The following is a 25416-nucleotide window of genomic DNA, read 5'->3' on the forward strand; positions in this document are numbered from 1 at the left end:
GATTTGCCCCCACGCCCTCACGACTTTATCCGGCTTGCGGCCTGGCGGTGATCCAACCTATGCTACCATTTTGCCCGTTAAATCATTGAGCAACGACGGATATGATCGCTCTTCGCCCTGGAGGCGGAGCGCCGGAGGAGGAGCACGCATGCCAGAACCATTGACCCGCCGTGGCCTGCTTCAGGGCAGCGCGGCGGCGGCCGCTGCCATCCCCGTGCTGGGCGAGGCGCAGGCCGCAGCGTCCGGCCGCCCGCAAAGCCAGAAGGAGCAAGCCCGCATGAGCGCAGTAGGACTGACCGTGAACGGCCGCGAGGTGCATCTGCAACTCGATCCCCGCACGACCCTGCTCGACGCGCTGCGCGAACATCTGCACCTGACCGGCACGAAAAAGGGCTGCGACCACGGGCAGTGCGGCGCCTGCACCGTGATCGTGGAGGGGCGGCGGATCAACAGCTGCCTCACCTTGGCCGTGATGCATGAGGGCGACCATGTGACCACTATCGAGGGTCTCGGCACGCCGGAGAAGCTTCACCCCATGCAGCGCGCCTTCATCACCCATGACGGCTATCAATGCGGCTATTGCACGCCCGGCCAGATCTGTTCCGCGGTGGCTGTGCTGGCGGAGATCGAGGCTGGCATACCCAGCCATGTTACCGAGGAGTTGGACCGGGTGGCCTTTTCCGAGAGCGAAGTGCGCGAGCGGATGAGCGGCAATATCTGCCGCTGCGCCGCCTATCCCAATATCGTCGCGGCGATCAGCGAAGTCGCCGGCCAAGGAACGGGGAAGGACAAGGCATGAGGCCCTTCACCTACAGCCGCGCCGCCAGCGTCGAGGAGGCGGCAAGCACCGCTGCCGCCACCCAGGGCGCGCGCTTCATCGCGGGCGGCACCAATCTGCTCGACCTGATGAAGCTTCAGATCGAGACGCCCACCCATCTGATCGACGTCAACCACCTCGGCCTTGATCGTATCGAGCCGACGGCGGAAGGCGGCCTCAGGATCGGGGCGATGGTCCGCAATACCGATCTGGCCGCCGACAAGGTCGTCCGCCGCGATTATGCGGTATTGAGCCGGGCCCTGCTGGCGGGCGCTTCGGGGCAGCTGCGCAACAAGGCGACGACGGGCGGAAATCTGCTCCAGCGCACCCGCTGCCCCTATTTCTATGACACGCGCATGCCCTGCAACAAGCGTGTTCCGGGCAGCGGCTGCGGCGCGCTCAAGGGGATGAGCCGCAGCCTCGCCATATTGGGGACCAGCGATGCCTGCATCGCCCAGCACCCTTCCGACATGGCGGTGGCGCTTCGCCTGCTTGACGCGCAGGTCGACGCCGTGGGGGCCGACGGCAGCCGCCGGTCCATCCCGATCGCCGATTTCCACCTGCTGCCCGGCGAAACGCCGCATATCGAAAATGCGTTGAAACCCGGCGAACTCATCACGTCCGTCACGCTGCCCACGCCCCTGGGCGGCACCCATGTCTATCGCAAGGTGCGCGACCGGGCCTCCTATGCCTTCGCGCTGGTCTCCGTCGCGGCGGTGTTCGCGAAGGACGGGCAGGCGCGCTTCGCCTTCGGCGGCATAGGGGCCAGGCCCTGGCGCACCGATGCCGCCGATGCGGCGGCTCCATCCGGCGCGGCGGCCGTGGCAGAGGCTGCGCTCACCGGCGCGCGTCCCACGGCGCATAATGCGTTCAAGCAGCAACTGACCGCCCGCACGCTTGCTTCGATCTACCGTCAGAAGGGGGCCTGAGCCATGAAGTTCGACACGCCCGCCACCACCAACCCGATCGACCGGGGCCGCGTCATCGGCATTCCCCATGACCGCATTGATGGCGCCGCCAAGGTCACCGGAACCGCACCCTATGCCTATGAGCGGCATGATGCCGCGCCCAATGCCGCCTATGGCTGGATGGTCGGATCGGCCATCGCCAAGGGGCGGATCAGCGCCATGGACCTGCGCGCCGCCGAAGCCGCGCCCGGGGTGCTGGGCATCGTCACGCACCAGAATGCCGGACCGCTTGGCAAGGGCAATCATAACACGGCCCATCTGCTCGGCGGTCCGCAGATCGAACATTATGAACAGGCGGTGGCGCTGGTGATCGCCGACACGCTGGAAAATGCGCGCGACGCCGCGCGGCTCGTCCGCATCGACTATGCGCCGGAACAGGGGCGTTTCGATCTGGCGGTGGAACGGGACAAGGGCTCAGCCCCGCAGGACGGCGACGGAACTTCCGATACCAGGACGGGCGATTTCGAGGCCGGCTTTGCCAAGGCTGCGGTGAAGATCGACCAGCACTACACCACGCCCGACCAGAGTCACGCGATGATGGAGCCGCATGCGACGATCGCTGCCTGGAACGGCGACCGGCTGACGCTCTGGACATCGAACCAGATGATCGCGTGGAGCGTGGGAGATCTGGCAAGGACGCTGAAGATTCCCAAGGAGAATATCCGCCTTGTCTCGCCCTATATCGGTGGCGGCTTCGGTGCGAAGCTGTTTCTGCGCGCCGATGCATTGCTGGCGTCGCTGGGCGCGCGCCTGGTCGGGCGGCCGGTCAAGGTGGCGATCGCGCGGCCGCAAATCCCCAACAACACCACCCATCGGCCCGCCACCATTCAGCGTATCCGCATCGGCGCCGACCGGCAGGGGGTGATCGACGCCATCGCCCATGAGGTGTGGTCGGGCGACCTGCCGGGCGGCGAGCCGGAAATGGCTGCGCAGCAGACGCGCTTGCTCTATCGCGGCGCCAACCGGATGACGGCGCATCACCTGGCCACGCTCGACCTGCCAGAGGGCAACGCCATGCGGGCGCCGGGCGAGGCCGTCGGCCTTCTGGCGCTGGAGGTCGCGATGGACGAACTGGCGGAAGCCTGCGGTGTCGATCCGGTGGAACTGCGCATCCGAAACGATGTGCAATATGATCCCGAAGCTGGGCCGCAGCGTCCCTTTTCCAGCCGGAAACTGGTCGAATGCCTGCGTGAGGGGGCTGCCCGTTTCGGCTGGAACCGCCGCAATCCCAAGCCGGCGCAGGTGCGCGACGGCCGCTGGCTGGTCGGCATGGGTGTCGCCTCCGCTTTCCGCAACAATCTGGTGGTCAAGTCGGGCGCGCGTATCGGCGTCGATGCCAAGGGGCATGTGACGGTCGAAACCGACATGACAGACATCGGCACCGGCAGCTACACCATCATCGGCCAGACGGCGGCGGAAATGCTGGGCGTGCCGCTGGAGTCCGTGACGGTGCGGCTGGGCGACAGCCGCTTTCCCGCCTCGGCCGGGTCGGGCGGGCAATGGGGCGCCAACAGCGTCACGGCGGGCGTCTATGCCGCCGCCATGGCTCTGCGCGCCATGCTGGCGGAAAAGGCGGGCTTTCCCGCGGGAAAGGCGCTGTTCGAGGATGGTCTGGTGCGGCTGGGCAACCAGTCCCAGCCGCTCGGAACGCTGGCGGGAGGCCAGGGCCTCTGGGCCGAGGACAGCATGGATTATGGCGACCTTACAAAGCGCTATGCGCAGGCGACGTTCGGGGCGCATTTCTGCGAAGTGGGCGTCGACATCGACACGGCCGAGGTGCGCATCCGCCGCATGGGCGGGGCCTTTGCCGCCGGGCGTATCCTCAACCCCAAATCGGCGCGCAGCCAGGTGATCGGCGCGATGACCATGGGCGTGGGCGCCGCCCTCATGGAGGAGCTCAGCGTCGACACGCGGTTCGGCTTTTTCGTCAACCATGACATGGCCGAATATCTGGTGCCCGTGCATGCAGACATCCCGCATCAGGATGTGCTGTTCGTCGAGGAACTGGACGACAAGAGTTCCCCGATGAAGGCCAAGGGTGTCGGAGAGCTGGGCATTTGCGGGGCAGGGGCCGCGGTCGCCAATGCGATCTACAATGCCACGGGGGTTCGCCTGCGCGACTATCCACTGACGATTGACAGGATTCTCGCGGCGTCAACCGGAAATAGGGTCGCTTGAACTTCCTACGCGGCGCCCCTAGTCCCTGTCCCAAAGAGAGGAAAGGGGCGCCCATGAAATATCTTACGCTGTCGCTGGTTCTGGCCGTAATTCCGACGATCGCGACGGCGGGGGAGGCTCCTGATCCCGACCGTATCGTCGTGACGGGAGAGGGGCTGTCCCTGCCGCCGGGCACGCCCGCCTATGGATCGGTGATCATCGACCGGGACCGCCTGACCAACAGCGCCTCCGGGCGGATCGAAAGCGTGCTGGGCGACGTGGCGGGGTTCCAGCAGTTCCGCCGCTCCGACAGCCGCTCGGCCAATCCCTCGGCGCAGGGGGCGACGCTGCGCGCCCTGGGCGGCAATGCCTCCAGCCGGACATTGGTGCTGCTCGATGGCGTGCCGATGGCGGATCCCTTTTTCGGCTATATTCCGTTCAGCGCGCTGGTGCCGGACCGCCTGTCGGTGGTGCGGGTCACGCGCGGCGGTGGCATAGGGGCCTTCGGCGCGGGCGCGGTCGCCGGGACCATCGAACTCGCCAGCGCCACCCGTGACCAGCTTCCGACCTTGGCCGCGAGCGCCTTCTACGGCAGCAAGGACGCGACCGAACTGACCGCCAGCCTGACGCCCGACCTGGGCGGCGGCTATGTCTCGCTGTCGGGTCGCTGGGACCGGGGCGACGGCTTCCAGACCACGCCGAAGGACCAGCGCGTCGCCGCCACCGCGCCCGCCGCCTATGACGGATGGTCGACCAATTTGCGCGCTGTCGCGCCGCTTTCCGCGACGTCGGAAATCCAGTTTCGCGGCACCATCTTCCACGACGAACGGACGTTGCGCTTCAAGGGCGCCGACAGCATGAGCGAAGGGCAGGACGCCAGCATCCGCTTCATCTCCCGCGGCGCGTGGCAGGTTGATGCGCTCGCCTATATCCAGGCGCGCAACTTCTCCAACATCGTGATTTCGGCGTCCACCTTCCGCAAGTCGCTGGACCAGCGGAACACGCCTTCGACCGGCATCGGCGGCAAGATCGAGCTGCGCCCGCCAGTCGGCCCCGACCATGTGCTGCGCGTCGGCGCGGATACCCGCTTCGCCACCGGCGATATGTTCGAGGACGCCTATAACGCCAATATCGCGGCCAACCCCGTGACCTCCCGCCGTCACGCGGGCGGCGAGCAGATGACCACCGGCGTCTTCGCCGAGGATGACTGGACGCTGGGCCGCCTGGTCCTGACCGGGGGCGCGCGGGCGGATCGCTGGACGATCAGCAACGGTTTCTATCGCGCCACTGGCGCCGGCGCGGCGAACAACAGCTTTGCCGACCGCTCCGATTGGCAGTTTTCCGGAAGGGCTGGCGCGCTCTACCGGATCAGCGATGCGGTCGCCCTGCGTGGCGCGGCCTATAGCGGTTTCCGCCTGCCGACACTCAACGAACTCTACCGGCCGTTCGTGGTCTTCCCGATCACGACCCGTGCCAATGCCGCGCTGACGCCTGAAAAGCTGAAGGGCGCAGAGGCGGGTGTCGACGTCACCCCCGTTCAGGGCCTCACCCTTTCCGTCACCGGATTCATCAACCGGCTGGACGACGCCATCGCCAATGTCACCCTCATCAATGTCGCCAACACGCGGGAGCGGCAGAATGTCGACCATATCACCGCCAAGGGCGTCGAACTGACCGCCATCGGCCGCGTGAGCGATTTCCTGCTTTCGGCATCCTACGCCTACAGCCACAGCATGGTGCATGCGCCGGGCATGGGCTTTGACGGCCTGACACCGGCGCAAAGCCCCCGCCATGCGGCGAGCGCCACGCTGGCGTGGGAGCCGAAGGAGGGACCTGCGCTCTCCGCCACGCTCCGTTATGTCAGCAAGCAATATGAGGATGACCTCCAGAAGGACGTGTTGCCCCATGCGCTGACCGTCGACGCGGTGGCGCGCCTCCCGCTGGGCCATGGCGTGACCCTGGTCGCGCGCGGCGAGAATCTCTTCGATGAGGAGGTGGTCACCCGCAATGCTGCGGGATCCATCGACCTCGGCACGCCGCGGACCCTGTGGATCGGGTTCCGCTTCGCAAGCTGAGGTGCAACAGTTCAGGGTCGCAACCGCTCCACAATCGCCCGCGCGGCCCGCGTGACATCATCCCAGGTCACGTCGAAGCCCGCATCGTCGCCGAAATAGGGATCGGTCACGCCGCTCCCCTCGCGTCCTGGCACCATGTCCATCAGCAGCCGCAGTTCCGCCGTCCCGTCTGACGGCCGAATCCGCCTGAGGTTGCGAAGGTTCTCCGCGTCCAGCGCGAAGACATGATCGAACCGCCGGAAATCCGCCGCCGTCACCTGCCGCCCGCGATAGCCGGAAATGTCGATCCCATGTTGCAGCGCCACGGCCTGCGCCCGCCGGTCGGGCGGCGATCCGACATGCCAGTCGCCGGTCCCGGCCGAATCCACCGTCAGCGGAAGGCCGGCCCGCTGCGCCTCCGCCCGAAGCGCCGCCTCCGCCAGCGGCGAGCGGCAGATATTCCCCAGGCACACGAACAGGACCGAAGCGCTCATCCTTCCGCCGCTGCCGTGCTGAGCCCGAGATGTGGCACGCCGATCGACCGCCGTCCGCCGAAATCGGTGCGCGCCACGATCACGCCCAGCTTCTCCATATAGTCGATCAGCCGCCGCACGCGCCCCGGCGAACTGGTGCCATAGGCGCGCGCCAACGCCACATCGTCGGGGCAGGGCAGTCCCTGCATCGCCGCGCGCGCGATGAGGAGGAAGGGCGCGAGCATGTCCTCCGGCAAGGCTTCCGCCGCCTTCATCGCATCGGTCCAGCGCGGATCACCGGCGTCGAACATCCCGGCCTGCGCCATGGCGAAGCGTTTGCGAAAGGCCGGCAGGTCGAGCGGCGGCTGGCGCAATCCCTTCATCCGGCACCGGACGCCGAAATCCTGGTAGAGCGTCGATACGCTCGGCTGCGCTTCCCCCAGATCGGCGACGATCTCCTCCAGCACGGCGATCACGATCGGCTCATTCTGTCCGAAATCCAGCTCGGGCGCGGCCGGCTTGGCCGACGGCGCGGCGGCGAGGGCGCGCATCAGTTCCTCGGCGGGCAGGGGCGGTGGTTCGGCACGCGGCGGCGGCGGGGGCATGACCTCTTCCTCGCCCGCGCCCGCGAACAGCAATTCCTGCAAATCCTCCGTCGCCGCGACCGGCGGCGGCATCAGCTTGTGCGTGCCGCCACGGGTGCTGGTCTTGACCGATCCGATCTTCACCGCCACCGGCCGCCGGCAGATGGCCGGCCCCAAAGCCAGGAAGCGCCCGCGCTCCAGATCGCGGATCTGCTCCGCCTGCCGCCGCTCCATGCCCAACAGGTCCGCCGCCCGCGCCATATCGATGTCCAGGAATGTGCGCCCCATCAGGAAATTCGACGCCTCGGCCGCGACATTCTTTGCGAGCTTCGCCAGCCGCTGCGTCGCGATCACCCCGGCAAGGCCGCGCTTGCGTCCCCGGCACATCAGGTTCGTCATCGCCGCCAGGCTGAGGCGGCGCGCCTCATCCGACACGTCCCCTGCCGCGACGGGCGCGAACATCTGCGCCTCGTCCACCACGACCAGCGCCGGATACCAATGGTCGCGGGGCGCATCGAACAGCGTCGACAGGAAGGATGCGGCGCATTTCATCTGCGCCTCCAGTTCCAGCGATTCGAGGCTCAGCACCACGGATGCGCGGTGTTCGCGGATGCGCATCGCCATCTTGACGATCTCGCGCTCATTATAGTCGCCCGCGTCGATCACCACATGGCCATATTCATCCGCCAGCGTGACGAAATCGCCTTCCGGATCGATCACCACCTGCTGAACCAACGCGGCGCTTTCCTCCAGCAACCGGCGCAGCAGATGCGACTTGCCCGATCCCGAATTGCCCTGGACGAGCAGCCGGGTGGCAAGCAATTCCTCGACATCGACCAGAACGGCGTTGCCGTTGCTGTCGGTTCCTATGCTGATGCTGGCGGTCACGCATGTCCTTTGGCCCAGCCGGTGGCCCTTGCGCAACCCCGCACGACGACCTCCGGCATGCTCTGGTTGCGCGATCGGGCACTGCGGATCGGGGGAAGCGCTTGACCATTGCATTGTTGCGATGCAGCATCGTTCCTCCATGGCGACTCCTGCATCCTCCTCCGCTCCTGCGATCACGCAGAATCCCGACATCCGCTATCTCGGCCGTCTGCTGGGCGATGTGATCCGCGCCTATGGCGGGGAGAAGATCTACAAACAGACCGAATATATCCGCTCTGCCTCGGTCGACCGGGCGCGCGGCCTGCATGGCGCCGACGTGGTCGATACCGGCCTCGACGCGCTGAGCCTCGACGATACGCTCAGCTTCGTGCGTGGCTTCATGCTGTTCTCGATGCTCGCCAACCTCGCCGAAGATCGCCAGGGCGTTGCCGCCGAACCGGGGGCCGACGTCGCGTCGGTGGTCGCGAAGCTGGAGTCGCACGGCATAGAACGCGAAGCCGTGCTCGACCTTCTGTCCCACGCCCTGATCGTGCCGGTGCTGACTGCCCACCCGACCGAGGTGCGGCGCAAGAGCATGATCGACCACAAGAACCGCATCGCCGACCTGATGGCGCTCAAGGATGCGGGGCGGACGGAAACCGATGAGGGCGAGAATCTGGACGAGGCGATCTTCCGCCAGATCGCGCTATTGTGGCAGACGCGGCCGCTGCGCCGCGAAAAGCTGTTCGTCGCGGACGAGATCGAAAATGTCCTCGCTTATTTCCGCGACGTGTTCCTCCCTGTCTTGCCCGCGCTCTATGCCCGGTGGGAACGGGTGCTGGGCGCGCGTCCCCAGAGTTTCCTGCGCGTGGGCAACTGGATCGGCGGTGATCGCGACGGCAATCCGTTCGTCCAGGCGCCCCAGCTCCGACTGGCGCTGGTCAAGGGCTGTGAGGCTGCGCTGGGCTTCTATATGGACGCGCTCCACGCGCTGGGCGCGGAACTGTCGCTGTCCACCGAACTGGCCCATGTGTCTCAGGCGGTGCTCGACCTGGCCGACGCCAGCGGCGACATGTCCCCCAGCCGTCAGGACGAACCCTATCGCCGGGCGCTTTCCGGCATCTATGCCCGCCTGGCCGCAACGCACCGGTCGCTGGTGGGCAAGGCGCCAGCGCGCCCCTCGGCACTCAAGGGCGAACCCTATGCCAGCCCTTCGGACCTGCGCCGCGATCTGGTGACGGTGGCGCAGGGCCTGGCGAGCGAGGGCAATGGCGCGCTGGCGACCGGCGGCGCGCTCGGTCGCCTGATCCGGGCACTGGAAACCTTCGGCTTCCACCTTGCCACGCTCGACATGCGGCAGAACAGCGATGTTCATGAAGGCGTGGTGGCCGAACTGCTGAAGGTCGCGGGCGTCGAGGCGGATTATGCCAGCCTCGACGAATATGCCCGCATCGCGCTGCTCCGGCGGGAACTGGCGAACAACCGGCCGCTCGGCACGCCTTTTTTCGAATATTCGGAAAGGACCGCGTCCGAACTCGCCATCGTGCAGGCCGCGGCGGAGGCGCACCGCATCTACGGCCCGCAATGCATCACCCACTATATCATCTCCAAGGCGGAGAGCGTTTCCGACCTGCTCGAAGTCAACATCATCCTCAAGGAAGCGGGCCTCTGGCGCGCGGGGACCGATGGTGCCCCGCCGCAGGCGGCGATCATGGCCGTTCCCCTGTTCGAAACCATCGCTGACCTGGAGGCCGCGCCCAAGATCATGGGCGCCTATTTCGGCCTGCCCGAAATAGGCGGCGTGGTCCGGGCGCGGGGTCATCAGGAAGTGATGATCGGCTATTCCGACAGCAACAAGGATGGCGGCTACATCACCTCCACCTGGGGGTTGTTCCAGGCTAGCAAGGCATTGGCCCCCGTCTTTGCCGAGGCGGGCACGGCGATGCAGCTTTTCCACGGCCGCGGCGGCGCGGTCGGCCGCGGCGGCGGTTCCTCCTTCGCGGCGATCCAGGCGCAGCCCAAGGGCACGGTCCAGGGCCGCATCCGCATCACCGAACAGGGTGAGGTGATCGCCGCCAAATTCGGCACCCGCGACGTCGCCATGACCAATTTGGAGGCGATGACCAGCGCGACCCTGCTCGCCAGCCTGGAACCCGAAATCCTGTCGGATCGTGACGCGGCCCGCTTTGCCGCGGCCATGGACGAACTGTCGAAGACCGCCTTCGCCGCCTATCGCGACCTTGTCTACGGCACCGACGGCTTCAAGGAATTCTTTCGGCAGTTGACCCCTATCCAGGAAATCTCCGGCCTCAAGATCGGCTCCCGCCCCGCCAGTCGTACCAAAAGTACGCGGATCGAGGATCTGAGGGCCATTCCCTGGGTGTTCAGCTGGGCGCAGGCACGGGTGATGTTGCCGGGCTGGTACGGCGTCGGCCACGCGCTTGCCGCCTTCGAGGACAAGGCGCTGCTGGCGGACATGGCGCAGCACTGGTCGTTCCTGCAATCGGCGCTCGCCAATCTGGAAATGGTGCTTGCTAAGTCCGATCTCGGCATCGCCGCCCATTATCTGCCGCTGGTGGAGGATCAGGTGCGAGGCGTGGAGATTTTCGGCCGCATCCGCGACGGCTGGGACAAGGCGCATGACGGCCTGCTCGCCGCCACTGGCCAGACCCGCCTGCTGGAGAAGAATGCCAAGCTGGACACGTCGATCCGCCTGCGCCTGCCCTATATCGAGCCGCTGAACCTGCTGCAGGTCGAACTGATGAAGCGCCACCGCAGCGGTGAGGACGACCCGCGCATCAAGGAGGGCATAGAATTGTCGATCAACGCGATTGCGACGGCGCTGAGGAACAGCGGCTGATGTCCTGAAGCGTTTTTCCAGTCGGGCATGCCCATGCCACAGCCGGGGAATCTCACCTGTCCTGGTCCTGATAGGCCATCTGCAAAATCCCCCAATGCCGTCCGCGCACGTGGATGGAAGCGATGACCTGCTTCAGCAAGATGACCTCGCCCGCCGCGTTCAGCCGCCGATAGGCCTTGATGCAGAAGGGTTGTGTGATCCGGCACTGTTCGCGCGTGTCGGGAAAGTCGAAGATCAGCCCCTGGCGCGAATATTCGAAATTCCAGTTGTCGTCGCCCGACCGCTGCGGATGCGATCGTTCCGGCATGGCGACCGCGCCGAAGCTGTTGCGGTCGGTGAAGGTCATGCCGAACAGCCCCGGAAAGGCGCGCGCTCGTTCCTGCTGCGCCCGTGCCGCAGGGATCAGCACCGGCTGCACCGGATGGCTATATTGCACCGGCTGCGTTTCGGGGATGGGCATATAGGTTTCGCTGAACAGTTCGCCTTCCGTCAGGCGGCCTTCCACAATGGCCAGTTCCAGCGCGTCGCTTACCGCCTGCGCCGCGCCCAGGCAGAAGTCGATATAGGGCGTGTCGGCAATCTCGACCCCGCTTTCCGCCATTAGTTGCAGCAGTTGGTTGGTGTCCTCGCTGGCGATCGAGATACGGGAGGACAGCCTCTGCAGGCCGCCCGCATTGTCGGTCGATGTGCTTGCCAGCGCCGCCAGCCCGCCGCGAATCTCGCCTGCCGACGCGACGATGGAGGTGATGCGTTCGGCCACGGTCTCGCTGTTGCTGGAAAGATCCTGCATCAACGCGCCGAGCCGTTCGACCAGCAGTTCGATATTCTTGGTGTCGTTGAGAGCGGTACGCGCCGTTTCCGCGCTGTGGACAATGCCTTCCAGCATCTTGCCCGCCTCGCCGGTCAACGCGCCGATCGACCGATCGATCGTCTGGGTGGCGGTCGCGGTTTCCTGCGCCAGTTTCTTGACCTCCGCCGCCACCACGGCAAAGCCGCGCCCGGCGTCGCCCGCGCGCGCCGCTTCTATGGTGGCGTTCAGCGCCAGCAAATTGGTCTGGCTGGCAATGCCGCTGATCACGCTGGTGACATGGGCGACGGTCTTCAGCGCCTCGCGAAAACCGTCCAGCTGGGCATGAACGCTGCTCACCCGCTCGATCAGGTCGACGAAATTGCCGTTGGCGTCCGACAATTGGCGTCCGGAATCCTGGATGATGCTGCGCGCGGCCACGGCCTTTTCGCGCGCATCCTGCCCTGCCAACGACACGCTTTCGCCGTCGCGGGAAAGCTGCGCCGCCGCGCCGCTGATCGCCTCTATGGTGCGCGCCTGGTTGGTGACGCGCTCCGCCAGTTCGCTGATGTCTGCCTGCAGGTCGAGCGTACGGATGCCCAGGTCGCCCGACAGCCTGGCCACCTTCATCACCGCCTGCTCGATATTCCGGTTTCTTGCCTGGTTTTCCACGCCGGTCGAGCTATCGGACGTTGGTAAAATATCCGTTAGCGATGCGGCGGGCCGTTACAGCGCGCCCGCCAGCGCCAGCACGACGCCGGTGGCCACCAGGATCAGTCCCATCGCCTCGCTGCGCTTCATCCGCTCGCCCAGATAGAAATGGCCGAAGCCCAGCGTGAAGGCGACCTCCACCTGCCCGACGATCCGCACCAGCGCGACCGGCGCCGTGGCAAAGCCGGTGAACCAGCAGGCCGAACCCAGCGCGGACAACAGCCCCACCTGTCCGGAAATGCGCCAGCCGCGCAGCACCTTGCGCATTTCGCCAGGTTCGCGCAGCAGCAGGAAGCCGCCCTGCATCATCGTCTGCATCGCCACGGTGACGACCAGCACGATCAGCGCGGCCAGGATCGGGTCCGCGTCCGCGCTGCCCCCCACTTCCTGCGTCGCCCGCCGGATGGCGATCGCGGTCAGGGCGAAGAAGAAGCCGGATGCGATCCCGCACAGGGCCGCCGGCTGTCCCAAAGCGCTGATGAAGCCGGGTCTTTCACCTCCGATCGACAACAGCATGATGCCCGCCACGCCGCAGCCTATCCCCACCCAGGCCAGGGGGGGCAGGCGCTCCCCCATCAGCAGGAAGGACAGGATGGCCCCCTGCACCGCCTCCGTTTTGGAATAAGCGGTGCCGACGACGAAATTGCGATGGGCAAAGGCCATGATCAGCAGATTGGTCGCGATGATCTGCGCCAGCCCGCCGCCCAGGCAGAACAGCAGGAAGGACGGATCGGGCGAGGGGAGGGGCCCGGGAAAGATCAGTCGATGACCCGCCAGCAGCAGCATCGTGAACGGCAGGCCATAGAGATAGCGCACCAGTCCCGCCGCGTTGACGGACATCTCCCTGCTCACGCGGCGCTGCACCGCGGTCCGCCACGCCTGGATCGCGCCCGCCAGCAATGTCGCCGGAAGCCAGATCATCTATCCTTCCCCCCGTCCCCGTCCTGTGACGGGGAGGACAAGGCGAAGCTCATGCCCCTTCGAGAAGGCCTTCCTTCCTGATCTTCTCCTGCCACACCAGCGGAGCGAGGCGGTGGACATTCTGGCCTTCGCTGTCGACGGCGACCGTGACGGGCATGTCCTGCACCTCGAACTCGTAGATCGCCTCCATGCCCAGATCCTCAAAGCCGACCACCTTGGCCGCCTTGATCGCGCGGGCGACCAGATAGGCGGCGCCGCCGACCGCCATCAGATAGGCGCTCTTGTGCCTGGCGATCGAGTCCGTCGCGGCGGGACCACGCTCGGCCTTGCCGACGCAGGCGGCGAGGCCCTGTTCCAGCATCATGTCCATGAACTTGTCCATGCGGGTCGCGGTCGTGGGACCGGCGGGGCCGACCACCTCGTCGCGCACCGGATCGACCGGACCGACATAATAGATGACGCGGCCCTTGAAATCGACCGGCAGCTCCTCGCCACGGCTCAACATGTCCTGGATGCGCTTGTGCGCCGCGTCGCGTCCGGTCAGCATCTTGCCGTTGAGCAGCAGGCGGTCGCCATGCTTCCAGCTCTGCACCACTTCCGGCGTCAGCCTATCCAGATCGACGCGGATCGCTTCCTTGCTCGGTTTCCAGTCGACCTGCGGCCATTCGCTGATCTTCGGCGCTTCCAGATAGGCCGGGCCTGAACCGTCCAGCGTGAAATGCGCATGCCGGGTGGCCGCGCAGTTCGGGATCATCGCCACCGGCTTGCCCGCCGCATGGCAGGGATAGTCGTAGATCTTGATGTCCAGCACGGTCGCCAAGCCGCCCAGGCCCTGCGCGCCGATGCCCAGCGCATTGACCTTGTCGAAAATCTCGATGCGCAGCTTTTCGATCTCGTTCTGTGGTCCGCGCGCCTTCAATTCGCCCATGTCGATGGGGTCCATCAGCGATTCCTTGGCCAACGCCACCGCCTTTTCCGCGGTGCCGCCGATGCCGATGCCCAGCATGCCGGGCGGGCACCAGCCCGCGCCCATCTGCGGCACCATTTCCAGTACCCAGTCGACGATCGAATCGCTGGGGTTCATCATCTTGAACTTGGTCTTGTTCTCCGACCCGCCGCCCTTGGCCGCGACATCGACGATCACCTTGTCGCCGGGCACCATCTCGACGTTCAGCACGCAGGGCGTATTGTCCTTCGTGTTGACGCGGCTGAAGGCGGGATCCTTCAGGATCGAGGCGCGCAAGCGGTTTTCAGGGTTGAGATAGGCGCGGCGCACGCCTTCATCGACCACGTCCTGCATGGATCGGCTATTGTCGTCCAGGCGGCAGTCCATGCCCCATTTGATAAACACATTGACGATGCCGGTGTCCTGGCAGATCGGGCGATGGCCTTCGGCGCACATGCGGCTGTTGGTAAGGATCTGGGCGATGGCGTCCTTGGCCGCCGGATTGGCCTCCGCTTCATAGGCTTTGCCCAGCGCGCGGATATAATCCATCGGATGATAGTAACTGATGAACTGAAGCGCGTCGGCAACGCTCTCGATCAGATCGGCGGTCTTGATGACGGTCATCTACCCTGGTCCCTAGTCTAAGGCCCGCCCTGCACGGCGGGTCCATGCAGGGGAGCGGCTAGTAGGGAATCGCGCCCGAGTCCAGTAGCGGCAGGGAACGGGCGGCCGCCCTGAAGGCGTGGGGCGCCGATGCCGGTTTCTTCGCCTGCGGCGCAGTGGAGGTCGTGACCGATCCGGCGCTGACTGCCGGCCGCCAGGCGCTATGAGCGGCCGCTCAAGGCCTGGGCAGGCGAAGACTCACGGCGCCGATGCGCTGGATTCCCTGCTTTCCGCGACTTCCTGACCAGCGATCGGTTCCGGTCGCCTGGCAATCCCTAATCGGCAAAGGGGAACATATGCCACCATGGTTCCTTTTCGCGCAGCACCCGCGCAAAGCTCTCCCGCGCCTCCAGCCGTTCCAGATAGGCGCGCAGTCGGGGAAAGCCGCCCCGCATGGGCTCGATCCTGTCCGCATAGAAGAGCGCAGGCGCCGCCGCGCAGTCGGCGAGGGTGAAGTCGTCCCCCGCCGCCCATCGCCGCCCCGCCATCCTGTCCTCCAGCAGGGCATAGGCCTTGCCCAGCATCCGCCGCGCTTCCCCGACGCCGTGGGTGTCATGGGCAACGCCCTCCGGCCGGATCTTGTCCGCGACGATCGCCTGCATCGGCGTCATGACATAGATGTCGAACAGCCGGTCCGTCAGCCGCACCTCCAGCGCCGCATCGCCTTCCTGCGGGATCGGGCGGAACGGCCCTGGATGATGCTGCCCCAGATATTCGACGATGATGCTGGTTTCGGCGATCGTCCTGTCCCGCGCCTCGTCGCGCAGCACGGGGAACTTGCCAAGCGGCCACAGCGCCAGCCAGGACTGCGCCGCCGCCGCATCGTCGAGTGCGCGCGGTTCGAAGGCCGTGCCGTTTTCGTAAAGCGCTATCAGCACCTTCCAGCTGCAGGAGGAGAGGGGGTGATAGTAGAGAATCATGTTGGCTCCTCTCATGTCGCAATGCTTTTGCCGCCCCCTCCGCCATAACCTGTCATGCGTCCGTCATGAAGCGCCATGGGCAGAATCGGCCGGCCCGCGCAATTGCGTGGCAAGCCAAATTTATTTTCGTCCCCCAATTGTCCCTCTTGTCTTTTGCAAAGCCGAGGAAAGTCGGCGCGTCGCTGCGCTGCGACGTGCCGAACCGTCGACGAGATGACTCCCGGCGTCGATGAGCTGAGTCCCCGAACTGTCATTTACCCCCTTGAAAGGAAATGAAGCTGTGGCACTATCCCTTGTATCGGGTTAACGGGGGTTACCCAACAGATTGTGATTGCACCGGCCGGGCTCCTTCCCGGAGGGAGGCTGTTTTTGCCTTGCGATCCGCTCTGCTGGCCCCATCTCCGTGCCTGACCGGGTCGATAATGCTACATTCGTTCGGCCCGGCCGGCACCGGCTTGACCGAATCGAACGAAACAGGAACATTCGGGGGAGTTGGTCATGGATTTTCGAGACAGCGAACAGGTGAGTGCAGGCGACGTGGCAACCGTGATTGACGAAGTGGTCGAAACCGTGGCGGACAAGAAGAAGGCCCCAGTTCCTTCGGAACAGGCACCGGTGGATCAGGCGCCGGCGCCCAAGGCCGATCCCACGCCCGGCTCGTCCACCGTGCTGGAGCGGCGTTTCCATGTCGTGACCGATGCTGGCCGCGACGCTCTGCTGACCGAATTCGGCAAGGATACGCTGCAGGACCGCTATCTGCTGCCCGGCGAGTCCTATCAGGATCTGTTCGCCCGCGTCGCGGCCGCCTATGCCGACGATGCCGACCATGCCCAGCGCGTCTACGACTATATCTCGCGCCTCTGGTTCATGCCCGCCACGCCTGTCCTCTCCAACGGCGGCACCGGCCGCGGCCTGCCCATCAGTTGCTATCTGAACAGCGTCGACGACAGCCTGGAAGGTATCGTCAACACCTGGAACGAGAATGTCTGGCTCGCCTCGCGCGGCGGCGGCATCGGTACCTATTGGGGCAATGTGCGCGGCATTGGCGAGCCGGTCGGCCTCAACGGCAAGACCAGCGGCATCATTCCCTTCGTCCGGGTGATGGACTCGCTCACCCTCGCCATCAGCCAGGGCAGCCTGCGCCGCGGTTCGGCCGCCTGCTATCTCGACATCTCCCATCCGGAGATCGAGGAGTTCCTGGAAATCCGCAAGACCAGCGGCGACTTCAACCGCAAGGCGCTGAACCTGCACCACGGCGTCCTCCTGACCGACGAGTTCATGGAAGCGGTGCGCGACGGCAAGGATTTCGCCCTGCGCAGCCCGAAGGACCAGTCGGTGCGTGGCAGCGTCAACGCCCGTGCGCTGTTCCAGAAACTGGTGGAGGTCCGCCTCGCCACCGGCGAACCCTATATCGTCTTCAACGACACCGTGAATCGCACGATGCCCAAGCATCATCGCGATCTGGGCCTCAAGGTGTCGACATCGAACCTGTGTTCCGAAATCACTTTGCCGACGGGTCGCGACCATATCGGCAATGACCGCACGGCTGTCTGCTGTCTCTCCTCGCTCAATCTCGAAACATGGGATGAGTGGAAGGACGACGGGCGCTTTGTCGAGGATGTCATGCGCTTCCTCGACAATGTGCTGCAGGACTATATTGACCGCGCGCCGCCGGAAATGGCGCGGGCGAAATATAGTGCGAGCCGTGAACGGTCAGTGGGCCTGGGGGTGATGGGGTTCCACTCCTTCCTCCAGGCCCGGGGGCTTCCCTTTGAAGGCGCCATGGCGAAAAGCTGGAACCTGCGCATCTTCAAGCATATCAACGAGAAGGTGAACGAGGCCTCGATGCAGCTCGCGGTCGAGCGCGGCCCGTGCCCGGACGCCGCCGACATGGGCGTGATGGAGCGGTTCAGCTGCAAGATGGCGATCGCGCCCACGGCGTCGATCAGCATCATCTGCGGCGGCGTGTCCGCCTGTATCGAGCCTATTCCGGCGAACATCTACACGCACAAGACGCTGTCCGGCAGCTTCTCGGTCAAGAATCCCTATCTGGAAAAGCTGCTGGTCGAAAAGGCGAAGGATTCGACCGCCGTCTGGAATTCGATCCTGGAAAAGGGCGGCAGCGTCCAGCATCTCGACTTCCTCAGCCAGGAAGAAAAGGACACGTTCAAGACCAGCTTCGAGATCGACCAGCGCTGGCTGCTCGAACTGGCCGCCGACCGCACGCCCTATATCGACCAGGCCCAGTCGCTGAACCTGTTCATCCCGGCGGACGTGGAAAAATGGGACCTCCTCATGCTCCACTACCGAGCGTGGGAACTGGGCATCAAGTCGCTTTATTATCTGCGCTCCAAGTCGGTCCAACGCGCTGGCTTCGCAGGCGGCGTGGAGGCCGACAACACCATCGACGCCCCGAAATTCGAAATTGGCGAGACCACCGACTATGACGAGTGCCTCGCCTGCCAGTGATGATTTTCGGTCAAAGTGGTACTTTGACCGAGCAGGAGGATCGTGGTGACGCAGTTGGTCGTCATGGCTGCCATAGGGATGGGAATGCTTCTCCTGGGCATTTCCAGTTTGCGACGGAAGCCTGATGAAAGCATTTCATTGGCTGAAGCTGCGATCCTCAAAGCGGCCGGAACCGAGCCGCTTCCATTGACCGCGTTTGATCGGATCATGAACCGCGTTCATGCGTGGCTTCTGACCGTAATTGGATTTATTATTGCGCTGATTGGCCTTGCCGCTGCGCTCACCTGATCGCCCGGAGTAACCACCATGCCTCTTCTTCAAGCCAGCAAGGTCTACAAGCCCTTCGAATATCCCTGGGCCTATGAGTTCTGGAAGCGCCAGCAGCAGCTTCACTGGCTGCCGGAGGAAGTGCCGCTGGGCGAGGATTGCCGTGATTGGGCGCAGAAGCTTTCCGACCATGAGCGCAATCTGCTGACGCAGATCTTCCGCTTCTTCACCCAGGCCGACGTGGAGGTGCAGGACTGCTACCACGAAAAATATGGCCGCGTGTTCAAGCCGACCGAAGTCAAGATGATGCTGACCGCCTTCAGCAACATGGAAACGGTCCACATCGCCGCCTATTCGCACCTGCTCGACACCATCGGCATGCCCGAAAGCGAATATAGCGCCTTCATGCAATATAAGGAGATGAAGGACAAACACGACTATCTCCAGCAGTTCGGCGTCGACACGGACGAGGATATCGCCAAGACGCTGGCCATGTTCGGCGGCTTTACAGAGGGGCTCCAGCTCTTCGCCTCCTTCGCGATGCTGATGAACTTCCCGCGCTTCAACAAGATGAAGGGCATGGGCCAGATCGTAAGCTGGTCCGTCCGGGACGAGACGCTGCATTGCGAGGGCATTGTCCGCCTCTTCCATGCCTTCGTGAAGGAACGCGACTGCCTGACCGCGTCGGTCAAGGACGACATCATGGACATGTGCCAGAAGACCGTCCGCATCGAGGACGCCTTCGTCGACCTGGTCTTCGAAATGGGCCCGGTCCCCGGCATGACGCCCAAGGACATCAAGAAATATGTCCGCTACATCGCGGATTGGCGGCTGGGGCAGCTGGGCCTCAAGCCCATCTACATGATCGACGAGCACCCGCTCCCCTGGTTGACCCCGCTGCTCAACGGCGTGGAGCATGCCAATTTCTTCGAAACCCGCGCGACGGAATATTCGAAGGCGGCGACCCGCGGCCAGTGGAACGACGTATGGGATGCCTTCGACCGCCGCACGAAGCTCAAGGGCGGCACTGCCGCCAATGCCGACGAGGCGGGCGATCCGGACATGTTCAAGGCGGCGGGAATCGCGGCGGAGTAATCGCGAAACGGGAAAGGCGGCGCCGCGACAGCGGTGTCGCCCTTCGACCAAGGGAATGCTTTCCTGACAGCCGCCGGCCGGCAAACTGACCCCTATATGAACGCTGCGTTTTGTTCCGTTCATGAAACATTTATCCGCCTTGGTTTGTTGTGCTCCCATCGATAATTGGACCGTGGGAACCAGAGATGAGATTCAACCTGAAAGCCGCTTTCGCCGCCCTGTCGCTTGGCGCGGTAACCTTGAGCGCTGCTCCGGCAGCCGCTGATCCGCCGCCATGGGCGGGGCATGGTCGCGGTGGGGAGCGCGGTCATGGCCGCGACGACTGGAAGCATGGAGGGCGTCACGACAATGGCCGGCACGAAGGCTGGCGCCGTCCTGGCGGCGTGATCTACAGCTATGACTGGAACCGGCCGGACCCGCGCTATGGCCGCTATTATCGGCCCGATCGCTATTATCGCGACGGCTATGAGCCGATCCGCGTGACCCGTTCCACCCGCATCTATCGCGGCTATGACGACCGCTATTATTGCCGCCGTTCGGACGGCACCACCGGCCTGATCGTCGGCGCGGCGCTGGGCGGCCTGCTTGGTGGTCAGCTCGACCGCGGCCGTTCGAACACGGCAGGCATCCTGATCGGTGCAGGCGCTGGCGCGCTACTGGGTCGGGAAGTCGATCGCGGCAATCTGAACTGCCGCTAAACCGCGGGGGAGGGCGAAGGCCCTCCCTCAACGAACCGCCCGAAATCAGGCCGTCAACATCAGGCCCTCAACACCATGGATGCCGCGCACCGTCCCATTCGCGCGCCAGCCCTTCGGCCACCAGCACCTCGCCGATCGATTGACCGCCCCGCGTCACTACCCGCAATGCGCGCCCATAGCGGTCGGTCTCCCGGTCTCCACTCTCCAGAGAAAAAGGGCCGGCATTCATCAACTGTTGCAGTCTCTGCGTTGCCCGCACACCTAGCGCGGCTTCCTCGGCACAGCGCGGCCCGTGCGTTTCCGGCGCATCGATGTCCATGACCCGCACCTTTTCGCCATGGAACCAGAAGGTGTCCCCATCGACAACGCAATTGACGCCGCCGCCGACATGGCAGAAACCGAATTGCGCCGACAGGCTGTCCCTTGAGGCAGGCGAGGCGGGTTCATGCCAATGCTGCTGGACGCGTTGCAGCAGATCCGGCCCGAACCAGCCCAGCGCCGCGCCGACCAGCACCCCGCCGACGACCAGGACGGCAATGGACGGATATCCCCGCTTCCTGGGTCGCAGGCGCCCTCGACCAGCGCGGCCAGCCTCCGCCAGCCAGATTCGCTCCCCGCGCGCCTTCCCCGACCTTTTACCCATGACGCGCCCATAACGGGGAGCGCGCTTCCCGTCTCGTGCGAAAATCGTCCGATCCGACCGGGATCAAAGATCATTCGCGCAAACCGTTGGCCTGATCAGCAGGACCCTTGCTGACCCCGCCTATGCCGCATCCCGAACCGAACCCTAATCCTCGTCTTCGGTTGGCCCCAATATATCCTCCTCATCGTCCATCTGCGGTTCGCCGGCGAAGGCGTCATTGTCGATCCGGCCGGATTGGTTCATCTCCTCCATCCTCTCGACCAGATCGGGCGTGTCGTCGGGCAGGATCTGGGCCGGATTGGGCCGGCCGCCGCGCTCACTGTCCTCGGCCAGATCCGTCGATCGCGCCCGCGCCTCATGGGCCACGTCCTGCGCCTGCGAACCCGCTTCGTCCTGTTCGCCATTCTCCTCGCCCGTATCGGGGAAGGGGCTGTTGTCGGGTCGGTTCATGCTCTGTCTCCTTCCCCGCTCCAACGGCCGGCGGCCCGCCCCGTTCCCGCCCGGCAAAAGGCGCTGGACAGCATCCTGCGAACGGGGCAAGAGCCGCCACGATCCTTTTCGCCTCGTTCTGCACAAGGAACTTCCATGCCCCGCCAGCTCATTTCCTCCGGCTCGCCTTTCGAGGCGCAGGTCGGCTATTCGCGCGCCGTCGTACAGGGCGACTGGTGCTTCGTCGCCGGCACTACCGGCACCGATCCCGAAACCAGGGCCATGCCCGAATCCGTCGTCGACCAGGGCCGGAACGCGCTGAAGGTCATCGGCCGGGCGCTGGAGGAGGCGGGCTTTTCCTTCGCGGACGTGGTACGCGTCACCTATTACATCACGGACCCGGCCTATTGGGACGTGCTGGGGGAGGCGACCGCGCCGGTCTTCGGCGACCTCCGCCCCGCCGCGAGCTGCATCGTCACCGGCCTCATCAAGCCGGAGATGAAGATCGAGATCGAAGTCACCGCATATCGCGGGTAATTTGGGGGATAATGGCCATGCTGACCATGTACGGCATCAAGAATTGCGACACGATCAAGAAGGCGCGCAATTTCCTCGACAATAGCGGCAAGGCCTACGGCTTCCACGACTACAAGGTGTCGGGCGTCGACAAGGCAAAGCTGGAGGAATGGGTGATGGAGCATGGATGGGAAACCATCCTCAACCGTTCCGGCACCACCTTCAAGGCGCTGGATGCGGGTGACAAGGCGCATATCGACGCGGAAAAGGCGGTGCTGCTGATGATGAGCAACCCCTCTATGATCAAGCGACCGATCCTGGACCTGGGCGACCGCACCGTCGTCGGCTTCAAGGCGACCACCTATGAGGATGCGCTGGAGGGCGTGAAGGCATGATCCTGGGGAGGATGCTGCGGCCGGTCATCCATCGGACCGCCATCCTCCTCCTCACCCTGTTGATGGCGGCGCCTGTGATGGCAGAGACCGGGGCAGAACCCCTCATCATCGCCCATCGCGGCGCCAGCGGCGAGCGGCCCGAACATACGCTCGCCGCCTATGAGCGCGCGATCGATCAGGGCGCCGACTATATCGAGCCGGACCTGGTGCTGACGCGGGATGGCGTCCTCGTCGCCCGGCATGAAAATGAGATAGGCGGCACGACCGACGTCGCGGACCATCCGGAATTCGCCGCCCGCAAGGCCACCAGGACGATCGACGGGCAACAGGTGACCGGCTGGTTCACCGAGGATTTCACGCTGGCGGAATTGCGCACGCTGCGCGCCCGCGAGCGCCTGGCCGCGCTCCGTCCCGCCAACAGCCGCTTCAATGACCTCTATCCGATACCGACCTTCGAGGAGATATTGAAGCTGGTGCGAGCCAAGGAGGCGGAGACCGGCCGCCGCATCGGCGTCTATCCCGAAACCAAGCATCCGAGCTATTTCGCCGGCATCGGCCTGCCCCATCAGGCGCCCTTGCTCGCTCTGCTCAGCCAATATGGCTATCAGACGGAGGCCGATCCGGTCTTCATCCAGTCCTTTGAGGTCGGGAACCTCAAGGCCCTGCGCGCAGCGACCCGCCTGCGCCTGATCCAGCTTGTGGATGGGGAGGGTGGTCCGGCCGATGCGCCGGGCACGACCTATGCCGACATGATGACGACCAGGGGGTTGGAGCAGATCGCCGACTATGCCGACGGCATCGGCCCGCCCACAGCCATGGTGCTGGCGCCGGAGGGGCCGACCGGCCTTGTCGATCGCGCCCATCAGGCCGGGCTGCAGGTCCATGTGTGGACGCTGCGCATGGAAAACAGCTTCCTGCCCACGGCCTTCCAGCGTCCCGACGATCCGCAGGGCCGGGGCGATTTTGCCGGCTATGCAAGGGCAGTCGCCGGCACGGGCGTCGACGGCATGTTCAGCGATTTTCCCAGGCAGGCACGCGAGGCGCTGAAGCCCGCGCCCTGATGGTTCATTCTCGCTGATGACTTGTCAAACCTGCGGCGGAAGCGAATAACAGCCTTATGCTTTCGCAGAAGACCCGTTACGCTATCCGCGCTCTCCAACATCTCGCAGACCGCTATCGCCAGGGTCCGGTGCCCTTGGGTGAGATTGCCACGCGCCAGAATATCCCCTCCAAATTCCTGACCGTGATCCTGTCGGAACTGTCGCGCGAAGGGTTGGTCGCCACGCAGCGGGGGCGCGATGGCGGCTACTGGCTGGCGCTGGCCCCGGTCGACATCAGCTATGGCGACATCGTCCGGCTGACGCGCGGATCGCTCGCGCTCACGCCCTGCGCCAGCCGCTTCGCGCATGAAACCTGCACCAACTGCCTGCCCGAATCGGAATGCCGCCTGCACCGCGTGATGCTTCGCGTACGCGACGAGACCGCCAAGGTGCTGGACAGCATCAGCCTGGCCGAACCCTTCGCGACGGAGGAAATGGGGTAAGAGGCTCGATCCGAGCCATTTCCGTTCCTCCCGCCGGATGCGAATGCCCGGCTCCTGCCCAAAGCCTTGCGCCGGACGCGCAGCTTCGCCACATCAACGCCATGACGACTCCACCCCTCAAAGCCACCCTGATCCCGGTCACTCCGCTCCAGCAGAATTGCACGCTGTTTTGGTGCACGGCGACCAATCGCGGCGCCTTCGTCGATCCTGGCGGCGACCTGCCGGTGCTCAAGAGGGCGGCCGAGCAGCAAGGCGTCACCATAGAGAAGATCCTCGTCACCCATGGCCATATCGACCATTGCGGTCAGGCGGGCATGCTGGCTCGCGACCTGGGCGTGCCGATCGAAGGTCCGCATGAGGCCGACCGTTTCTGGATCGACCGGCTCGATGAGGACGGTCGCAAATATGGCATCAATGGCGAGAGTTTCGAACCTGATCGCTGGCTGAAGGATGGTGACCGCGTCACGGTCGGCAATCTCACGCTCGACGTCTATCACTGTCCCGGCCATACGCCGGGGCACGTCGTCTTCCACCACGCCCCCAGCAAGCTCGCCATCGTCGGCGACGTGCTGTTCCAGGGTTCGATCGGGCGCACGGACTTTCCGATGGGCAATCATCAGGATCTGATCGACGCGATCACGGGCAAGCTATGGCCGCTGGGCAACGACACGGCTTTCGTCCCCGGACATGGGCCGATGAGCAACTTCGCCCATGAACGACGCACCAACCCCTTTGTCGGGGATGCCGTGCTGGCCTGATCCCTACCGGATCATCGCCATGGCGGGCGGCGCCGGCATTGCGCGGGTCGCGCCATAGGCGACATAGAGTGCCGTCACCGCCATGCCGACCATCACCGCCCAGGTCAGCAGCGCCCCGCCCGCACGCCAGACGGTGGGCTTGTCCGCATCCATCCCAAATCCATGGGCGATTCGCGCCAGCACCAGCACCAGCGCCGCGATCCAAAGCCAGATCGACGCCCCGACCGCCAGTTCCACCAGGCCGAAGAGGATCAGCGTCACCGGCACATATTCGATGAAATTGGCATGCGCCCGCATCCGCTTGGCCAGCAGCCCACTGCCGCCGTCGCCATGCATCACCCGGTCGGAAATCCGGATTCGCGCGCAGCGCACGCCCAGCCACATGTTGAGCAGCGCGCAGGCCGCGGCCAGCGTCAGCGTTATCGGCAGCAACATCGGATTTACCCCCTTTTGTCGAGACGCCCGCCAGAATAGGGCGGCGGCCCGCCGGGGCAAGAAGGACTTGCGCATGGGCCAAAAAACGCTATAGGCGCAGGGCTTCGCGATCATCCGGGCCGCATGGGTCTGCGGCGCCGTTGGCGTCGACATCCATCGGATACGGCCAGTCGCACTAACAGATCAATTTATGGAATAAGGTGCCGACATGGCTGTCCCCAAGAGGAAAACGTCCCCGTCCCGCCGCGGCATGCGCCGCAGCCATGACTCGCTGCGCGTCGAGGCCTATCAGGAATGCTCGAACTGCGGCGAACTCAAGCGCCCGCACAATCTCTGCGACGCCTGCGGCCATTATAACGGCCGTGAAGTTGTCGCGGTCGGGGCCTGACGCTCAAGCATTTCTCCTGAAAAGGGTGCGTTAACTTGTCCAGCCAGCCGCG

The 25416-nt window shown here is 65.0% G+C and carries 24 protein-coding genes; 15 read left to right on the forward strand and 9 right to left on the reverse strand.

Going from position 1 to position 25416, the window contains the following annotated elements; translation table 11 throughout:
- Positions 1 to 148 precede the first annotated feature (148 nt).
- Genes paoA through MRBLMA1_RS18220 form a run of 4 tightly spaced genes read left to right on the forward strand, consistent with a single transcriptional unit; the run spans position 149 to position 6017 of the window.
- On the forward strand, positions 149 to 799 hold the full coding sequence (paoA, locus tag MRBLMA1_RS18205) for an aldehyde dehydrogenase iron-sulfur subunit PaoA (protein ID WP_363738674.1): 651 nt from the start codon (positions 149 to 151) through the stop codon (positions 797 to 799).
- The gene (locus MRBLMA1_RS18210; protein ID WP_363738676.1) at positions 796 to 1746 is read left to right on the forward strand and encodes an FAD binding domain-containing protein; all 951 of its coding nucleotides are present in this window, start codon (positions 796 to 798) and stop codon (positions 1744 to 1746) included. The genes paoA and MRBLMA1_RS18210 overlap by 4 nt, the downstream gene beginning before the upstream one ends.
- 3 nt (positions 1747 to 1749) lie before the next feature.
- The gene (gene paoC / locus MRBLMA1_RS18215; RefSeq protein ID WP_363738679.1) at positions 1750 to 3963 is read left to right on the forward strand and encodes an aldehyde oxidoreductase molybdenum-binding subunit PaoC; all 2214 of its coding nucleotides are present in this window, start codon (positions 1750 to 1752) and stop codon (positions 3961 to 3963) included.
- Between the two features lie 53 nt (positions 3964 to 4016).
- Positions 4017 to 6017 carry a TonB-dependent receptor plug domain-containing protein gene (locus MRBLMA1_RS18220; protein WP_363738681.1) on the forward strand — a complete coding sequence of 667 codons (2001 nt, stop codon included), beginning with the start codon at positions 4017 to 4019 and terminating at the stop codon, positions 6015 to 6017.
- Positions 6018 to 6028: 11 nt separating this feature from the next.
- Here the strand turns inward: MRBLMA1_RS18220 and MRBLMA1_RS18225 are convergent, their stop codons facing one another.
- Both MRBLMA1_RS18225 and MRBLMA1_RS18230 read right to left on the reverse strand, forming a co-directional pair.
- A complete protein-coding gene (locus MRBLMA1_RS18225) occupies positions 6029 to 6490 on the reverse strand; it encodes a low molecular weight protein-tyrosine-phosphatase (RefSeq protein WP_363738683.1) in 462 nt (153 codons plus the stop codon).
- Complete coding sequence (locus tag MRBLMA1_RS18230) at positions 6487 to 7941, reverse strand: ATP-binding protein (RefSeq protein WP_363738685.1); 1455 nt, start codon at positions 7939 to 7941, stop codon at positions 6487 to 6489. Before MRBLMA1_RS18230 ends, MRBLMA1_RS18225 begins: the two co-directional genes overlap by 4 nt.
- 139 nt (positions 7942 to 8080) lie before the next feature.
- Between MRBLMA1_RS18230 and ppc the strand changes: the two genes are divergently transcribed.
- On the forward strand, positions 8081 to 10780 hold the full coding sequence (gene ppc, locus MRBLMA1_RS18235) for a phosphoenolpyruvate carboxylase (RefSeq protein ID WP_363738687.1): 2700 nt from the start codon (positions 8081 to 8083) through the stop codon (positions 10778 to 10780).
- A 52-nt stretch (positions 10781 to 10832) separates the two neighbouring features.
- Here ppc and MRBLMA1_RS18240 read toward each other — a convergent pair whose 3' ends face one another.
- From MRBLMA1_RS18240 to MRBLMA1_RS18255, 4 genes are all read right to left on the reverse strand, one after another.
- Positions 10833 to 12197 (reverse strand): methyl-accepting chemotaxis protein, encoded by a 1365-nt coding sequence (locus MRBLMA1_RS18240; RefSeq protein ID WP_363738689.1) that lies wholly within the window; start codon positions 12195 to 12197, stop codon positions 10833 to 10835.
- Between the two features lie 96 nt (positions 12198 to 12293).
- On the reverse strand, positions 12294 to 13199 hold the full coding sequence (locus tag MRBLMA1_RS18245; RefSeq protein ID WP_363738692.1) for a DMT family transporter: 906 nt from the start codon (positions 13197 to 13199) through the stop codon (positions 12294 to 12296).
- 49 nt (positions 13200 to 13248) lie between these two features.
- A complete protein-coding gene (locus tag MRBLMA1_RS18250; RefSeq protein WP_363738694.1) occupies positions 13249 to 14769 on the reverse strand; it encodes a fumarate hydratase in 1521 nt (506 codons plus the stop codon).
- Positions 14770 to 15083: 314 nt separating this feature from the next.
- The gene (locus MRBLMA1_RS18255) at positions 15084 to 15728 is read right to left on the reverse strand and encodes a glutathione S-transferase family protein (RefSeq protein WP_363738696.1); all 645 of its coding nucleotides are present in this window, start codon (positions 15726 to 15728) and stop codon (positions 15084 to 15086) included.
- A 498-nt stretch (positions 15729 to 16226) separates the two neighbouring features.
- Between MRBLMA1_RS18255 and MRBLMA1_RS18260 the strand changes: the two genes are divergently transcribed.
- The 4 genes from MRBLMA1_RS18260 to MRBLMA1_RS18275 all read left to right on the forward strand — a co-directional run bounded on the left by MRBLMA1_RS18260 (position 16227) and on the right by MRBLMA1_RS18275 (position 20257).
- Positions 16227 to 18197, forward strand: coding sequence for a ribonucleoside-diphosphate reductase subunit alpha (locus tag MRBLMA1_RS18260; RefSeq protein ID WP_363738698.1), 1971 nt, complete (start codon positions 16227 to 16229; stop codon positions 18195 to 18197).
- A 45-nt stretch (positions 18198 to 18242) separates the two neighbouring features.
- Positions 18243 to 18485 (forward strand): hypothetical protein, encoded by a 243-nt coding sequence (locus tag MRBLMA1_RS18265; protein ID WP_363738700.1) that lies wholly within the window; start codon positions 18243 to 18245, stop codon positions 18483 to 18485.
- Positions 18486 to 18503: 18 nt separating this feature from the next.
- Positions 18504 to 19559: a ribonucleotide-diphosphate reductase subunit beta gene (locus MRBLMA1_RS18270; RefSeq protein WP_363738702.1), complete on the forward strand. Its 1056-nt coding sequence runs from the start codon at positions 18504 to 18506 to the stop codon at positions 19557 to 19559.
- A gap of 185 nt (positions 19560 to 19744) precedes the next feature.
- The gene (locus tag MRBLMA1_RS18275; protein WP_363738704.1) at positions 19745 to 20257 is read left to right on the forward strand and encodes a glycine zipper 2TM domain-containing protein; all 513 of its coding nucleotides are present in this window, start codon (positions 19745 to 19747) and stop codon (positions 20255 to 20257) included.
- A 67-nt stretch (positions 20258 to 20324) separates the two neighbouring features.
- Here the strand turns inward: MRBLMA1_RS18275 and MRBLMA1_RS18280 are convergent, their stop codons facing one another.
- On the reverse strand, positions 20325 to 20900 hold the full coding sequence (locus MRBLMA1_RS18280) for a thermonuclease family protein (protein ID WP_363738706.1): 576 nt from the start codon (positions 20898 to 20900) through the stop codon (positions 20325 to 20327).
- A gap of 144 nt (positions 20901 to 21044) precedes the next feature.
- On the reverse strand, positions 21045 to 21350 hold the full coding sequence (locus MRBLMA1_RS18285; protein ID WP_363738708.1) for a hypothetical protein: 306 nt from the start codon (positions 21348 to 21350) through the stop codon (positions 21045 to 21047).
- A gap of 135 nt (positions 21351 to 21485) precedes the next feature.
- Here MRBLMA1_RS18285 and MRBLMA1_RS18290 point away from each other — a divergent pair, with 135 nt between their 5' ends.
- The 5 genes from MRBLMA1_RS18290 to MRBLMA1_RS18310 all read left to right on the forward strand — a co-directional run bounded on the left by MRBLMA1_RS18290 (position 21486) and on the right by MRBLMA1_RS18310 (position 24541).
- Complete coding sequence (locus tag MRBLMA1_RS18290) at positions 21486 to 21866, forward strand: RidA family protein (RefSeq protein WP_133653550.1); 381 nt, start codon at positions 21486 to 21488, stop codon at positions 21864 to 21866.
- 17 nt (positions 21867 to 21883) lie between these two features.
- Positions 21884 to 22240 (forward strand): ArsC family reductase, encoded by a 357-nt coding sequence (locus MRBLMA1_RS18295; protein WP_363738711.1) that lies wholly within the window; start codon positions 21884 to 21886, stop codon positions 22238 to 22240.
- Entirely contained in the window at positions 22237 to 23301 is a 1065-nt protein-coding gene (locus MRBLMA1_RS18300) for a glycerophosphodiester phosphodiesterase (protein ID WP_414714775.1), read from the forward strand. The genes MRBLMA1_RS18295 and MRBLMA1_RS18300 overlap by 4 nt, the downstream gene beginning before the upstream one ends.
- Positions 23302 to 23357: 56 nt before the next feature.
- A complete protein-coding gene (locus MRBLMA1_RS18305; RefSeq protein WP_363738713.1) occupies positions 23358 to 23783 on the forward strand; it encodes an RrF2 family transcriptional regulator in 426 nt (141 codons plus the stop codon).
- Positions 23784 to 23884: 101 nt separating this feature from the next.
- Positions 23885 to 24541 carry an MBL fold metallo-hydrolase gene (locus tag MRBLMA1_RS18310; RefSeq protein WP_363738715.1) on the forward strand — a complete coding sequence of 219 codons (657 nt, stop codon included), beginning with the start codon at positions 23885 to 23887 and terminating at the stop codon, positions 24539 to 24541.
- A gap of 3 nt (positions 24542 to 24544) precedes the next feature.
- On the opposite strand, the gene MRBLMA1_RS18315 is transcribed toward MRBLMA1_RS18310, so the two are convergent.
- Positions 24545 to 24976 carry an MAPEG family protein gene (locus MRBLMA1_RS18315; RefSeq protein ID WP_363738717.1) on the reverse strand — a complete coding sequence of 144 codons (432 nt, stop codon included), beginning with the start codon at positions 24974 to 24976 and terminating at the stop codon, positions 24545 to 24547.
- Positions 24977 to 25184: 208 nt separating this feature from the next.
- Between MRBLMA1_RS18315 and rpmF the strand changes: the two genes are divergently transcribed.
- The gene (rpmF, locus tag MRBLMA1_RS18320; RefSeq protein ID WP_013848214.1) at positions 25185 to 25364 is read left to right on the forward strand and encodes a 50S ribosomal protein L32; all 180 of its coding nucleotides are present in this window, start codon (positions 25185 to 25187) and stop codon (positions 25362 to 25364) included.
- Positions 25365 to 25416: the final 52 nt, after the last annotated feature.

Origin of the sequence: Sphingobium sp. LMA1-1-1.1 (assembly GCF_040676365.1) — a bacterium.
In the GTDB taxonomy this organism is placed as follows: domain Bacteria; phylum Pseudomonadota; class Alphaproteobacteria; order Sphingomonadales; family Sphingomonadaceae; genus Sphingobium.